The organism is Bacillus sp. ChL18 (assembly GCF_026241425.1).
Taxonomy (GTDB): domain Bacteria; phylum Bacillota; class Bacilli; order Bacillales; family Bacillaceae; genus Bacillus; species Bacillus velezensis.
Genome location: NZ_JAPHWE010000002.1, coordinates 76,048 through 89,895 on the forward strand (window position 1 = coordinate 76,048; position 13,848 = coordinate 89,895).

A 13,848-nucleotide genomic window follows, 5' to 3' on the forward strand; every position below is an offset into this window, starting at 1 on the left:
GTTATTAGTTGTTAACCGTAAGCTGTCCTTGTTCAAGGATGCTGTTTTTAACAACGGATGTTTTCTTGTTTTTGATGTTCAATAAGAAGCTTGGCGCAAATGTTGCCTTTTTATCCTCAAAGAAGCCTCTGTTTGTCATGTAGCTTGTGATCACGACATTGTTGCCTTTGGCTTGCGGCACTGCGAAGTGAGAGTAAGTGAACGTCACATCGTTAGGATCAAGACCCATTTGCAGTACAAGACCAGTTTTGTTCAGCGGCTTGTAAGGACCTGTTAAAGAGTTTGATACATAACCAAGCATGTAAATATCGTTTGAGTTAATACCGTCGATCGTCATTTTTGAACCGCGTGAATCAGTGAACAGGTACCATTTGCCGTTCATTTTGAAAACATTCGCGCGCTCGATTTCATCAGTTACCGTGTTTGAAGTGATCAGCGGCTTCATGACTTTTTTCAATGTGTAGTCATTGTTTAATTCTACGATACCGAGGGCGCCGTTCGCTAATTCAGCATCGCGTTTTTTAGCACTTTGCTGAAGCTTCTGACTTTCTTTACGGAAGAAGTTTGTGCTGCCGCCGTAGTATGCTTTGTTAAATAAAGATTCTTCGCCTTGGTATCCGTTATCTGTTCCCGTGTTGGCTTCGAATACAAGGTATTTATGGCCTTTGTCTTCAACGTAGTGAGGGTCTCTCAGCGTATGGTTGTCGCCGGATGTATAGTTCCCTTCATCGATAAACTGCTGAACGTTTTGGTATGTTTTTCCGTCACCGTCAAAAATCGTTTTATGATCTTCCACTCCGTTGATCTTGAGCGTGTCATCAGATTTTGACACATTTACCTGCGCCGTTGTCAGGCTTTGTTTGCCGTAATGTGTACCGGAAAAGTCAGTGTAGAATAAACGGATTTTTCCGTCAGATGTAAAGGTTGCAGAACCGGACCATTCTTGTGTCTGTTCTTTCAGGATTTCATCGTTGGCGTCGAACTTATCGCTGTCTTTAAAGACACGGCCCGCGTTTTTCCAGCTGTCGATCGAGTTGTCGCCGACTTTTTGATAAAACATGTAGATGGATGTGTCATCAGCGTCTTTCGGGCTTCCGGCAAGAGCAAACACGACGTGATAGCCGTTGTATTCAGCTACTGTTCCGTCAGCGTTTTGGAGCGGCCAGCTGTCCCACACATCCAGTCCTTTTGCGGACTCGATATTTTTAATTGTTGATTGGTCGAATTGAGGCACTTGGTATTTTTCACTTTGCTGCTGTTTAGGGATCTGCAGCATATCATGGCGTGTGATGTGAGAGACGCCGTACGTTTCTTTGTAAGGTTTTTGGGTATTTTCTTTCGCGAAGGCTTGAGTCGCTCCTCCTGCCAGAAGTGCAGTCGTAAAAGTTAGAACTGTGGCTCGTTTTGCAAATTTTTTGATGTTCATGTTCATTTCTCCTTTTGTATGTACCTTTTTTTGCGATCTGCCGATTCGATCCTCCTGCATTCATGGATGGCAGGTTTGTTACAGAAAAAAAGACCTAAAATATGTAAGGGGTGACGCCAAAGAATACACTTTGCCCTTAACACATTTTAGGTCTTGCCTGCTTTATCAGTAACAATCCTGCATGATTTACTTGTCGACATCATTCTATTAGACTCTGATTCTATTGACAACTGGTCTATTTTCCTCTTTTGGATGATAGTAAAATGAAAAAAGACCTTTTAATATATGGGTAATTGAGACTAAGGGGTGCTCTGGGCCTAGGAAAAAACCTCTCTAAAAAAGAGAGGTTATTTTTTCTTGATAGATAATAAAGCGATGGTGGCTAAAATCAGCAAAGTACCCAGCCATTCTGATATTCCGAAGGGAACATGCAGCCAGATAACAGCTAAAAAAGCTGCCGACAGCGGCTCTGCACAGGCGAGCAGGCTGGTTTCAGAGGCACTCAGATATTTCAGGCTTTCCAAGTAGCAATAAAAAGCGATGAGCGTTCCGAAAATGATGATAAACACAATCGCGGCGTATGCCGGCAAGGACCACTCGCCTTCAAATGTCCAGGGCGGGCGGATCAAGCTGAGGGCGGCCCCGCCGATCAGCATGCCCCATCCGACAATAATGGCCGATCCCCATTTCTTCAGCAGACGATGCGGCTGAAGGGTGTAAAACGCCAGTGCAAACGCCGAACTGATGCCCCAAAAGACGGCCAGACCGGATATGGACAGGCTTCCGACATTCCCGTGCGTGACCAAAATGAATGTGCCGGCAACCGCCAATAAGACGGCCAGAAGCTCTTTTGCTGAAGGAATTCTCTTTGCGCGAATCGCTAAAAAGCATGTAATGATCGCTGGCCCTAAATACTGAAGAACGGTAGCAGCGGCCGCGTTGCCGTACTCAATTGCCGCGAAGTAGGTGTATTGAACGCCTAACATTCCGAAAATCCCGAATAAAAGAAGGGGAATTCTGTCCTGTCTGTCTTTCCAAACAGCCCATATCCGTCCTTTTTCTTTACGGTACGCGATGCTGAGCAGAAGCGCCCCTGACACCAGAAGGCGCACCGAAGTCAGCCATTCTGTATTAAAATGGCGGTGCTGAAACAGATACTGGGCAACCGTTCCCGCGACCCCCCATAAGATAGCTCCTGTCAGCACAAGCCAAATGCCTGTTGTTCGTGAATAAGAAAGAGCAGCGTGTTTTTCCAGGATAGACACCCCCGATTCTGATGTTGCGACATTAACTTACAATAATTAGAAAATGAACGTCTTCCATGTGATATATTATATATTACATATTAGTTTTCGTCAAAATGATTTTCGTAGAAAGCGCTTACGAAACGGCCGTCTGATGAATGAGCAATAAAAAAACACCCCGGCGGGTTTCCGGGGTGTGTTGGTTATTCTGCAATCGCGTCTGTTAAAACAGGAACGACTTGTTTCTTTCTGGATACGACGCCTTTTAAAAGAGCCGTGTTGTTTTCTAAAGTCACGTTGAATGCTTTTTCCACTTTTGACGCTTGATCACCGATGGCAAGCGCAAGGGAATCGTTTTCCAGAATATCCGTAATCACGAGAAGGAACAGGTCAAGGTTCTTCTCAGCAATTACTTTTGAAAGAGCCGCTTCTAATTCCGGCTGCCGCTTTTTAACATCTTCAATATCAACTGTGTTGACTTGGGCGATTTCGACTTTTTTGCTGCCGAGCGTGAACTCTTTCGCATCAAGAGAAATCAGTTCTTCCACAGTTTTTTTGCTTAAGTCGGCGCCCGCTTTCAGCATGTTTAAGCCGTACTCTTCCGCATCTACGCCGGCAATTTCAGCAAGCTCTTTTGCCGCTGCGATATCTTGCTCCGTGCAAGTCGGAGATTTAAATAACAGAGAGTCAGAAATGATTGCTGACAGCATGAGGCCCGCAATTTCTTTCTCGATTTTCACGTTATTTTCTTTGTACATTTTGTTTAAGATCGTAGCCGTACAGCCGACCGGCTCAGCACGGTAGTAAAGAGGTTCCGCTGTTTCGAAGTTGGCGATACGGTGGTGGTCGATAACTTCAAGAACCTGAACGTCTTCGATATCCTTGATGCTTTGCTGGCGTTCATTGTGGTCAACAAGGATGACGCCGTTTACTTCGTTTGCGGCTGTTTCCACCAAACGCGGGCTTTCCTGCTTGAAATAATCAAGCGCGTATTGTGTTTCGCCGTTGACTTGTCCAAGGCGGACGGGCTCAGCATTGAAGCCGAGTTTATTTTTTAGATCAGCGTAGGCAATGGCAGAGCAAATGGTATCTGTGTCTGGGTTTTGATGTCCGAAAATAAGAATTTTTTCCATAATAACTCCTTGTCCTTTTTTGTAGTGTAAACAATCTTTTTATAGTTTAACACGTCTTGAGGAGGGTGTAATCTTCAAAACCTTAAAAATTGATGTGAAAAAGAAGCATTTTTGTTGAGAGGTGGGGAGGGTTGCGAGTAAAATACTGGGTAAGTCAGATGCTAATCAGCATATAGTATCAAAAAAGGTACTATGGAGGATGAAAAATGAACATTTATCCGAATAAAGAAGGTTGTCCGGTTGAACTGACGCTTTCCGTTATCGGCGGAAAGTGGAAGGGTATTTTGTTTTATCATATGATCGGCGGAAAAAAGCGGTTTAATGAGTTTCGGCGCATTTGCCCCAGCATTACGCAGCGTATGCTGACGCTTCAGCTTCGCGAGCTTGAGGCGGACGGCATCGTGCATCGCGAGGTATATCAGCAGGTGCCTCCAAAGGTGGAGTATTCTCTTACCGAATTCGGCAGGTCGCTGGAACCGATCGTTTTGCAAATGAAGAAATGGGGAGATGCCAACCGGGAGTTTCTCGAGGCATACCGGGAAAAAACGTCTCCTCAAGATCAGTCCGCTCAAAAATAAGAAGCAGCAAAGGATTAAATTCCTTGCTGCTTTTTTTTATTTCATCGCGATGGCCTTTCTGGCGTTGCGCACGTCATTCTTCAGCAATTCGCTCAGGTTGTAAGCCGGATATTGACCGCGTTCTTCCATATACTCAAAGACCATTTGATGCCACTTGATGGCCGCGTTTAAGTGCTTGACGAAAACGTGTCTTAATTGAGGTGTGGCCGTCTCTGTAATGGCTCCGGCGTAATTGCGGACAGATGTTTTGGCCAGGATGAGCAGGCCGCCGCTGTAAAAGGAGGAATCAGCGCGCTCTTCTGTTTCATCCTCACGAAAAGCGGGAGCTTCAGGGAAGAAAGGAAGCAGTTCACGCAGATTTTGTTCCAGCGAATGGATGGAAAATCTGTAAAGCTGTTTTAATCTGGCATCGCTTACGTCCCGCTCTGTTCTTTTTAATTTCACAAGTCCGTTTGCCTGGAAAGCGACTAACTCATGCAGTTCTAACGTTTCATGCCATGCTAATGTTCTCCGCTCAGTCATGGTGTAAGAATCTCCTTTATCCTTCATTTTCACTTTCAGCATATGCCCCGGTCCCAATGTTGTTCCTGATGTTTTGAAGTTTCCAGAAAGGGAAACTCAATGTAAAGGAAATACGAAATAGAGGTGAAACTATATGTGGGACATGATAAAGAACTTCTTCCTTTTCAGCAGCGGGGTTTTGCAGGCGACCACTCTCTTACTTATCGTTATCGTCTTGTTATATGTACGAAAAACCAAAAAGAAAAACAGAGATACTTCTGGTTTCATGGATGATCAGGATCACTGATACAACGGGCATTCTTTCACTGGGATGTCCGTTTGTCTGTTTTCATGTTTCACATGGAACATTGCGGCTGTCCGCGCTCATTTTACTTGCGATTTCGACTTATGTTAAAATATATACGTGTATTTTGGAGAGTTTATGGAAAATTCAGGTCTTGAAAGAGACATTGCGGCGTCAAAAGAGCAGTCGTCTAAGCTGCTCTTTTCTATTCGTATGTTCGAATGATACAAGGTTTGAGGTGAGTAAGTGAAAAATACAAGGGCTCTAATAGAAGGCGCCATTTTGATCAGTATTTTTGCAATCATTTCCCTTTTGGTCGTGTACCTCCCTTTACTGGGGGCAATTCTTTTCTTTGCTTTGCCGCTGCCGATCATTCTTTACACCATTCGGCACGGTCTGAAGCCCGGGGTATGGATGGGGCTTGCCAGCCTTCCTGTCAGCTTTATTGTAGGTTCGTTTACCGGGCTTACAGGCGCTTTTACGGCAGCCTGTACGGGAATCGCCATGGGATATTATTTTAAAAAGAAACAGCCCGGCTATGCGGTTGCTGCCGGCGCTATGGCGTATGTGCTGTGCGGCGTCGTTTTTTTTGTGGTCAGCATCGTGTTTCTTAATATGAATGTGGTTGATACCGCCATGTCCCAGCTTCGGGAGTCGCTGTCTTTAGCAGAAACCATGTCAAAGCAGCTGGGTTATGGAGACCAGTTCGGGAAGCAGATCAAGCTGATGGAAAGTCAGCTGAGCACGGTTCAATATCTTTTTCCGACAGTGCTCGTATTGACCGGCATCGTTTTTTCTTTCCTCAGTTATGCTATGGCAAGGCCGCTTTTACGGCGATTTTCCCCTGATCTTCCGAAGATGAAGCCTTTTAGAGAGCTCAAACTCCCGCAAAGCGTTGTCATTCTGTATTTTATTGTGACGATATTAGGGTTTCTGCCTTTAGAAAAAGGGCATATGCTGTATTCGGTTTCATTGAATGGGGGATTTATTCTCAGCTTGCTGATTTGTATTCAAGGATTAGCGTTTATTTTTTTCTATTGCCGCGAAATGGAGATGCCGAAAGCCGTTCCTGTATTAGCAATTGTGCTGGGGGTGCTTTTTCCGCTTATCTTGTCCGTGTATCTCCTCTTAGGCATCATTGACATAGGCTTTAACATAAGAAATAAGGTGACGCGAAATTGAGTGTGACTTACAGGTGGGGAGTTGATAGAAATGCCTAGTTTTTATGAAAAACCGTTGTTTCGGTATCCCATCTATGCATTGATTGCATTGTCAATCATCATAATCCTCATCAGCATTTACTTTAACTGGCTGATAGGAGCCATCGGCGTTGTGCTGCTCGCCGTGATCTTGTTTTTCATTAAGCGTGCGGATTCTCTGATCAGAAAAGAAATTGACGATTATATCTCCACGTTATCGTATAGATTGAAAAAAGTAGGCGAAGAGGCATTAATGGAAATGCCTATCGGGATTATGCTGTTTAATGATCAATATTACATTGAGTGGGCGAATCCGTTTTTGTCTTCCTGTTTTAATGAAAGCACGCTCGTCGGACGCTCGCTGTATGACACATGCGAGGCCGTCGTGCCGCTGATCAAGCAGGAGGTCGATTCGGAAACGATCACCTTGAATGAGCGGAAGTTTAAAGTAGTGATTAAAAGAGATGAGCGCCTGCTTTATTTCTTTGATGTGACAGAACAGATTCAGATTGAAAAGCAGTACGAAAATGAGAGAACCGTGCTGGCATATATCTTCTTAGATAACTATGATGACGTCACACAGGGGCTGGACGACCAAACGAGAAGCACGATGAACAGCCAGGTCACCTCATTATTAAATGCGTGGGCGCAGGAGTACGGCATTTTTCTGAAACGGACGTCCTCGGAGCGGTTTATCGCGGTGTTAAATGAACACATTTTAACGGAGCTTGAAAACGCGAAATTTTCGATTTTGGATGAAATCCGAGAAAAAACATCCGTTCACACTGTATCTTTGACCCTCAGCATCGGGATCGGCGCATCGGTTTCTTCCTTGAAGGAGCTTGGAGATCTGGCGCAGTCCAGCCTCGATTTGGCTCTCGGCCGCGGAGGCGACCAAGTGGCGATCAAAATGCCGAACGGCAAGGTGAAATTTTACGGCGGCAAAACGAATCCGATGGAGAAGCGCACAAGGGTGCGCGCCCGGGTGATTTCTCACGCGCTCAAGGAAATTGTCTCAGAAAGCAGCAATGTCATTATTATGGGGCACAAATTTCCTGATATGGACGCGGTCGGAGCCGCAATCGGAATATTGAAGGTGGCGCAGGCCAACGGCAAAGAAGGCTACATCGTCATTGATCCGAACCAGATCGGATCAAGCGTTCAGCGCCTGATTGAAGAAATTAAAAAATATGAAGAGCTGTGGTCGCGGTTCATCACGCCGGAAGAGGCGATGGAAATTTCAAATGATGACACGCTGCTTGTCGTCGTTGATACACATAAACCATCCCTTGTGATGGAAGAGCGTCTCGTGAACAAAATCGAGCACATCGTTGTGATTGACCACCACCGCAGAGGCGAGGAATTTATTAAAGACCCGCTGCTCGTTTATATGGAGCCATACGCTTCATCCACCGCAGAACTCGTGACGGAGCTGCTTGAATACCAGCCGAAGCGGCTCAAAATCAATATGATTGAAGCGACCGCCCTGTTAGCTGGTATAATAGTGGATACGAAGAGCTTTTCCCTTCGCACGGGCTCGCGGACGTTCGACGCCGCTTCTTATTTGAGAGCGAAAGGCGCCGATACGGTTCTGGTGCAGAAAGTTCTCAAAGAATCCGTCGGTTCTTATATCAAACGGGCGAAGCTGATCCAGCATACGTCTCTTTATAAAGAACATATCGCGATTGCTTCTCTTCCTGAGAACGAAGAGGAGTACTTTGACCAGGTGCTGATTGCGCAGGCGGCTGATTCCCTCTTATCGATGAGTGAAGTGGAAGCTTCATTTGCGGTAGCCAGACGGGATGAGCATACGGTGTGCATCAGTGCGAGATCGCTGGGCGAGGTCAATGTGCAGATTATTATGGAGGCGCTGGATGGCGGAGGGCATTTAACCAATGCGGCAACCCAGTTATCGGGCATTTCTGTCTCAGAAGCGCTCGTCCGGCTGAAGGAAGCCATTGATGAATATTTTGAGGGAGGCGTTCAGAGATGAAGGTTATTTTCTTACAAGATGTAAAAGGTAAAGGAAAAAAAGGCGAAATGAAAAACGTAGCAGACGGTTATGCACATAACTTTCTCATTAAAAAAGGCCTCGCTGTCGAAGCAAATGCGACAAACATCAGCGCATTGAAAGGACAGAAAGAAAAAGAGAAAAAAGAAGCGATTGCCGAGCTTGAAAGAGCGAAAGATTTGAAAGAAACGCTTGAACAGCTGACTGTTGAGCTGAGTGCCAAATCCGGTGAAGGCGGCCGTCTATTCGGATCTGTCACAAGCAAACAGATTGCAGAAGCGCTGCAAAAAACGCATAAGATTAAAGTGGATAAACGGAAACTGGAGCTCCAAGACGGTATCCGCACACTGGGATATACAAACGTCCCTGTAAAGCTGCACCCTGAAGTTCAGGCTGTGCTGAAGGTTCACGTAAAAGAAGAAGCGTAATACACAATGAAAAAACCCGCCGATCCGGCGGGTTTTTTTCATGTCAGCAGACGGTGCAGCGCAAGAAAATGATGAGATTGTTTCATTTCCGATCATCACCAGAGTGCATATTATATTACATCATAACGAAGGATGTGTCGGTATGAAACGATTTTTTTCTGAAACATATTTTAATAATCCGGAGAATAAAAAGGCGCTGGAGCACTATCCGCTGATCGGTGACGGAAAAGACGGGGAAGTCTATCGCTTAACACACAACAAATGCGTAAAGTACTTCTTTGAAAAAGGGACATGCAAGAAGGAATTGGCAGCTTTAAAGACCGGACAAGGTTCCCCAGTGATTCCAAGACTGTATGAATACGGAGATCGTTATATTGTGATGGAATATGTCCAAGGCACCTCTCTTGCCCGCCATATCAAACAAGAAAAATCCCTGTCCGTCAAACTGACTGCTGATATTTTAAATATGCTGGATGAATTAAAGAAAATCGGTTTTACCAGATGGGATGCCGAAATCAGGCACATTCTGATCAATGAATACGGCAATCTTAAAGTTATCGACCATAAAAGAGCTTTTTCCGCCATTACCCGGTTTCCCGTAAAACTATTAAAAGGACTGGACAAATACGGCTTGGCGGATGAGTTTTTGAACACTATAAAAAAATTAAATCCGTCACGTTACCTGGAATGGCAGCCGCACATGTAAGTTTCTGAAAATCCGCACATGTAAGTTTCCTTTTTTTAGGGTCGTCATATGATATTTGTAACATTTGTTTGGTGGAGTGTGGAAAAAATGGCAGAATACATTATGGTTATCGGCGCTCATCCCGATGATGAACTATTGGGATCAGCGGGCACCATAAAACGGCTGATCAATGAAGGATATAAAGTGATTTCCGTTATTACGGCATTAGGAAGAAAAGAAGAAGCTCATCATATTAAACAATTAGGCGAACGCGCGAATCAAGAGCTTGGAATTGAGAAAGTCATCTTTTTGGAGCACACGAATTTAGAGCTGGAATGTATCCCTCTTCATAAGCTTGTTAAAGAATTAGAGCAGCTCATTCGCGTCTATCAGCCTGATAAAATCTTTACACATCATTACGGCGATATCAATATGGACCACCAGAGAACATTCCAAGCAGTTTTAACAGCCGCCAGACCGCTTCCGAATCAAAAGCCTATCGAACTGCTTACGTTTGAAACGCTATCTTCAAGCGAGTGGGAGAGAAATACGGCTGATAAACTCTTCAAGCCTAATTACTTCGTTAACATCACAGACACAATGGATGCCAAACTCGCGGCGCTTCACCACTATGACGTAGAAATGAGGGATTACCCTCATCCCCGTTCATATGAAGGCGTAAAACATTTAGGAAAAGTCAGAGGGATGACGGCGGGTGTGGAATACGCTGAAGCTTTTGAAGTCGTGCGGAGGATCTGGAAATGAACAAGACATTTTCCGTCCCCTATCCGTATATGGTCCAGACGCTTGACCGCTACTACGGGGTCAAAACGCGCCCGCAAAAACAGAAAGCCATAAAGACACAGATGAAACATGCAGATCGAATTCCGCCGGTATACAGGAAAAAAAATAAGTTATCCATTTTGATTGCCACGTTTTGGGACTACCCGCACACGGGCGGTTTATCTAACTATATTAAAACGCTTAGTGAAGGCCTGAAAAAGAGAGGTCATAAGGTGGATGTCATATCCCCTAATCTGTTTCCGTCCGCACAGGTAAAAGAACTGCGGGCGGCTGTTGTTCCGAAATTAAAAGATTTCTTTAAAGACAGATATGGGGTTTATAACGATCATATTTTGAAAAATAATCGGCTGATGTTTATATACGAGCAAATGCTTCAAAAGATTCATTTGGAAAGATATGATGTGTTCCACGCTCAAGATTTATTTACAGCCAATATGTTAGGCAGGTTCAATCAAATCTATAAAAAACCTTTATTTTTCACACCGCATGGCATGTTTACTTTCAACAGACTTAAATTTCACATCTTTAAAAAAGGCTCGGTAGAAGAGATTTATTATAAAAAATTAGAGATGAAAGCCATTGAATACGCAGATCGCCTGATTATTATCAGCGATACGTTCCGCTGCCCGCTCATGAAGCTCGGAGCCGAACAGGAAGACATGACAACGGTGGTCACAGGAATCGATTACGATGCAAAAACAGGCGGGAAAAGAAAAACCCCGTTACCGAAAAATAAGATCATCATCTCGTGTATTGCAAGATTAGGCCCGAGAAAAGGTCACAAATATTTACTGGACGCACTTTCGAGAATTCCATCTGATGTACTTGAGCATGTTGAAGTGCTGATCGCGGGCGACGGAGAGATGAGGAGCGCCTTAGAGGAACAGGCTCGAAAGCTGAATCTGTCTATGGTTTCCTTTTTAGGAAAAAGAGATGATGTTCCCGCTATTTTGAATATGACGGACATATTCGTACTGCCGACCATTAATGATAGCCTGCCTATTTCGATTATTGAAGCGATGTTCAGCGGCTCGGCTATCATCGCGACCGATTGCGGGGGTATTCCGGATCTGATCCGCCATAACAAAACGGGGCTTATTGTCGAGCCGGGAAATGCAAAGGTTCTTGCCCGGGCTTTAGCGTTTTTTATCACTAACAAATCTGCGCGGAAGATAGCTGCTTCAAACGCAAAGGCCTACGCGGAGAAATATTTAAGCAGTGAGACGATGATAAAAAATATCGAATCGATTTATCAAAATACCAACAGCTCGGAGGGAGATCATGAAACATGAACATGCAGCCGTTGTACTTGATTTCAGTGCAAACGGGATTGGGATCATTCGCAGTCTGGCCCGAAGAGGAATCGATGTTTACGCATTTGACACGGAGGGACCTTATCGTATCGGAAAATCAAGATTGGCAGATTGCGGGATATGTCCCAGCCCTTTAACACAAGAGGAAGAACTGCTGACATTTCTGACTGATTTCGGGAAGCGATTCCAAGCAAAGCCGGTTCTGTACGCAGGATCTGATGATTATGCGGGATTTATATCTAAATTCCGCGAGACATTAGCCGGTTTTTTTTTATTTTTGCTCCCGAGCCACTCTCTGTTAGAAACGGTTTTAGATAAAAGCAAAGCATATGAATTAGCGGTCAAGCATAACATCCCCTGCCCGAAAACCTTTTTTCCGAACAACCAGGATGAGCTGGAAGAGGCCATCGCCAATATTGACTTCCCGTGTATTTTAAAACCGGTGGCCGGCCATGAATACAGAAAAAAAGTAAACAAAAAAGCAATTGTAATGAAGGATGCCGCACAATTGCGCAAGGAGTTCAGCTCCTACAGAGAAAATGGAGAACTGCTCGTGCAGGAGATCATCCCCGGAGACAACCAGTGTTTTTATAAAGTCGCCACTTTTTATGATGACCAAATGAAATTAATGGGCTTATTCTCTCTGCAAAAGAACCATCAATTCCCTGCAGATTTTGGCGCGGGGGCCCACGTCGTCAGCAAACGGCTTCCTGATTTAATCGAGAAGACCCTGCCGTTTTTTGAAGCGATTCAGCTGAAGGGAGTAGGCATGGCGGAATTTAAAAAGGATCCCCGGGACAATGTTTACAAGTTTATCGAAATTAATCCGCGCTTTTGGCTCAGCCATAGCCTGACAGAACCGGCAGGCGTTCATTTCGTTTACATGTACTATCTGTATTTGACCGGACAACATGTGAAGCCCCAGCTCGAACAAAAAGACGGAATCAACTGGATTTATGAGGTGCGTTACTTCTTAACATTTTTGAAGAAACGAAAAAGAGGAGAAATGACGTTCCGGGATTTTTGGAAAGGGTGTAAAGGAAAAAAAGAGTACGCTCTTTTTGCTTGGAATGACCCGATGCCATTTATCAGAAACACTTGGTCTCATCTCAAAAACAGCTGGAAACGGAAGCGGAAGGAAGATCGGCATGTATGAAAAGGATCTTTTGTATGGCGCATTTCAAAAACTGAGAATTGACGAAAAACTGTCGTATTCGTTCGGTGAAAGGGCCGCGGTGAATCCGGATGACATCACGTGCCTGAAATCGACGGACAGAAGCGCCATTTATAAACTGTCTGTAAAGAAAAAATCCGGCACTGTTCCGCTGATATTGAAGGTATATAAATCTTCCCGTGAAAAAAATAAGGTCGAGATTAATATATACGGGAAAGCCCGTTCTGTTTTAGGGGATTTGCTGCCGGACATCTATCATATAGAAGAAAGTGACCATGAAACGTGGATATTTATGGAGTTTGTCAGCCAGATCAGGGGACAGCTTACATTTCACCCGAAGCATTTCAAGTATATTATTCCGTCTGTCGCAGAACTGCACAGCCGCACCTTTGAAAACAAGAATATTTCTGACGGTAAATGGCGGTCGTGGCTGCCGGTATACAAATCGGAAACCATGAGAAAAGGGCGTAAAAAGCAGATCAAAAAGACAGCGGAATTATTGGATAGAGCTCTTAAAGATGAGCGCACAAAAGATATCGTGAAGCCTCATTATCGGCAAATCACAAACTTGCTTGAGCAAGAGGAGCCGGATTTTTTCCCTGAATTGATACAAAACGGCTCAGCCATCACACACGGTGATCTTCATATGCAGAATATCTGCACCCACGATGCGTCCGGACATGAACCGTGGGATATTCAATTCATCGATTGGGAATCCGCAAAATACGCGCCGGTTTGGTTTGATATGACGGTGCTGGTCGAAATTCTGCTTGGCTTCAGAAAAGATTGGAGCCGGCATGCAGAAGATATTCGGACGTATTGCGTAAAAGTGTATACGAAAGAAATGAAAAAGCGGGGCATTCATTTTCAGACCCCTCCTATGACGCTTTATAAAATGGCTTATTTGCAGAGAACACTTGAGAAAGGGCTTCATACCCAATTGCGGAGAATCTTCGACAATCGGGGAGGGGAACTGCTGCCGTATCATGTTGACAAAGTGTCAAAATGGGGACGGGAATTAGGATTATAAGTTTGAGAGAGGGGGAGC

The 13,848-nt window shown here is 44.6% G+C and carries 14 protein-coding genes; 10 read left to right on the forward strand and 4 right to left on the reverse strand.

Annotated elements, in window-relative coordinates:
- Positions 1-4: 4 nt before the first annotated feature.
- The 3 genes from OQ477_RS11380 to OQ477_RS11390 all read right to left on the reverse strand — a co-directional run bounded on the left by OQ477_RS11380 (position 5) and on the right by OQ477_RS11390 (position 3,803).
- A complete protein-coding gene (locus tag OQ477_RS11380) occupies positions 5-1,426 on the reverse strand; it encodes a glycoside hydrolase family 68 protein (protein ID WP_032875393.1) in 1,422 nt (473 codons plus the stop codon).
- A gap of 347 nt (positions 1,427-1,773) precedes the next feature.
- Positions 1,774-2,691: an EamA family transporter gene (locus tag OQ477_RS11385; RefSeq protein ID WP_323054509.1), complete on the reverse strand. Its 918-nt coding sequence runs from the start codon at positions 2,689-2,691 to the stop codon at positions 1,774-1,776.
- 182 nt (positions 2,692-2,873) lie between these two features.
- Positions 2,874-3,803 (reverse strand): manganese-dependent inorganic pyrophosphatase, encoded by a 930-nt coding sequence (locus tag OQ477_RS11390; protein ID WP_004393053.1) that lies wholly within the window; start codon positions 3,801-3,803, stop codon positions 2,874-2,876.
- Positions 3,804-4,009: 206 nt separating this feature from the next.
- Between OQ477_RS11390 and OQ477_RS11395 the strand changes: the two genes are divergently transcribed.
- Entirely contained in the window at positions 4,010-4,381 is a 372-nt protein-coding gene (locus tag OQ477_RS11395; RefSeq protein ID WP_007615010.1) for a winged helix-turn-helix transcriptional regulator, read from the forward strand.
- A 36-nt stretch (positions 4,382-4,417) separates the two neighbouring features.
- Here OQ477_RS11395 and OQ477_RS11400 read toward each other — a convergent pair whose 3' ends face one another.
- On the reverse strand, positions 4,418-4,903 hold the full coding sequence (locus tag OQ477_RS11400) for a spore coat protein (RefSeq protein WP_007407913.1): 486 nt from the start codon (positions 4,901-4,903) through the stop codon (positions 4,418-4,420).
- Positions 4,904-5,036: 133 nt separating this feature from the next.
- On the opposite strand from OQ477_RS11400, the gene OQ477_RS11405 reads away from it, so the two are divergent.
- From OQ477_RS11405 to OQ477_RS11445, 9 genes are all read left to right on the forward strand, one after another.
- Positions 5,037-5,189: a hypothetical protein gene (locus OQ477_RS11405; protein ID WP_004393059.1), complete on the forward strand. Its 153-nt coding sequence runs from the start codon at positions 5,037-5,039 to the stop codon at positions 5,187-5,189.
- A 243-nt stretch (positions 5,190-5,432) separates the two neighbouring features.
- Positions 5,433-6,368: a YybS family protein gene (locus OQ477_RS11410; protein ID WP_265972523.1), complete on the forward strand. Its 936-nt coding sequence runs from the start codon at positions 5,433-5,435 to the stop codon at positions 6,366-6,368.
- 30 nt (positions 6,369-6,398) lie between these two features.
- Complete coding sequence (locus tag OQ477_RS11415) at positions 6,399-8,378, forward strand: DHH family phosphoesterase (protein ID WP_007407911.1); 1,980 nt, start codon at positions 6,399-6,401, stop codon at positions 8,376-8,378.
- Positions 8,375-8,824, forward strand: coding sequence for a 50S ribosomal protein L9 (gene rplI / locus OQ477_RS11420; protein ID WP_004393063.1), 450 nt, complete (start codon positions 8,375-8,377; stop codon positions 8,822-8,824). Before OQ477_RS11415 ends, rplI begins: the two co-directional genes overlap by 4 nt.
- Before the next feature lie 40 nt (positions 8,825-8,864).
- Positions 8,865-9,530, forward strand: coding sequence for a kinase (locus OQ477_RS11425; RefSeq protein ID WP_323054510.1), 666 nt, complete (start codon positions 8,865-8,867; stop codon positions 9,528-9,530).
- An 87-nt stretch (positions 9,531-9,617) separates the two neighbouring features.
- Positions 9,618-10,274 carry a PIG-L deacetylase family protein gene (locus OQ477_RS11430; protein WP_007407908.1) on the forward strand — a complete coding sequence of 219 codons (657 nt, stop codon included), beginning with the start codon at positions 9,618-9,620 and terminating at the stop codon, positions 10,272-10,274.
- A complete protein-coding gene (locus OQ477_RS11435) occupies positions 10,271-11,605 on the forward strand; it encodes a glycosyltransferase family 4 protein (protein WP_265972524.1) in 1,335 nt (444 codons plus the stop codon). Before OQ477_RS11430 ends, OQ477_RS11435 begins: the two co-directional genes overlap by 4 nt.
- The gene (locus OQ477_RS11440) at positions 11,595-12,782 is read left to right on the forward strand and encodes a carbamoyl-phosphate synthase (protein ID WP_007614989.1); all 1,188 of its coding nucleotides are present in this window, start codon (positions 11,595-11,597) and stop codon (positions 12,780-12,782) included. Before OQ477_RS11435 ends, OQ477_RS11440 begins: the two co-directional genes overlap by 11 nt.
- The gene (locus tag OQ477_RS11445; protein ID WP_265972525.1) at positions 12,775-13,830 is read left to right on the forward strand and encodes a phosphotransferase; all 1,056 of its coding nucleotides are present in this window, start codon (positions 12,775-12,777) and stop codon (positions 13,828-13,830) included. Before OQ477_RS11440 ends, OQ477_RS11445 begins: the two co-directional genes overlap by 8 nt.
- The last annotated feature ends 18 nt before the right edge of the window (positions 13,831-13,848 follow it).

What these genes read in the sequence shown, in the direction of transcription:
- OQ477_RS11425 (WP_323054510.1), top strand. Translation starts at nt 8,865, where the DNA reads ATGTCAGCAGACGGTGCAGCGCAAGAAAATGATGAGATTGTTTCATTT.
- OQ477_RS11380 (WP_032875393.1), bottom strand. Translation starts at nt 1,426, where the DNA reads ATGAACATCAAAAAATTTGCAAAACGAGCCACAGTTCTAACTTTTACG.
- rplI (WP_004393063.1), top strand. Translation starts at nt 8,375, where the DNA reads ATGAAGGTTATTTTCTTACAAGATGTAAAAGGTAAAGGAAAAAAAGGC.
- OQ477_RS11440 (WP_007614989.1), top strand. Translation starts at nt 11,595, where the DNA reads ATGAAACATGAACATGCAGCCGTTGTACTTGATTTCAGTGCAAACGGG.
- OQ477_RS11445 (WP_265972525.1), top strand. Translation starts at nt 12,775, where the DNA reads ATGTATGAAAAGGATCTTTTGTATGGCGCATTTCAAAAACTGAGAATT.
- OQ477_RS11405 (WP_004393059.1), top strand. Translation starts at nt 5,037, where the DNA reads ATGTGGGACATGATAAAGAACTTCTTCCTTTTCAGCAGCGGGGTTTTG.
- OQ477_RS11390 (WP_004393053.1), bottom strand. Translation starts at nt 3,803, where the DNA reads ATGGAAAAAATTCTTATTTTCGGACATCAAAACCCAGACACAGATACC.
- OQ477_RS11395 (WP_007615010.1), top strand. Translation starts at nt 4,010, where the DNA reads ATGAACATTTATCCGAATAAAGAAGGTTGTCCGGTTGAACTGACGCTT.
- OQ477_RS11415 (WP_007407911.1), top strand. Translation starts at nt 6,399, where the DNA reads ATGCCTAGTTTTTATGAAAAACCGTTGTTTCGGTATCCCATCTATGCA.
- OQ477_RS11430 (WP_007407908.1), top strand. Translation starts at nt 9,618, where the DNA reads ATGGCAGAATACATTATGGTTATCGGCGCTCATCCCGATGATGAACTA.
- OQ477_RS11400 (WP_007407913.1), bottom strand. Translation starts at nt 4,903, where the DNA reads ATGACTGAGCGGAGAACATTAGCATGGCATGAAACGTTAGAACTGCAT.
- OQ477_RS11435 (WP_265972524.1), top strand. Translation starts at nt 10,271, where the DNA reads ATGAACAAGACATTTTCCGTCCCCTATCCGTATATGGTCCAGACGCTT.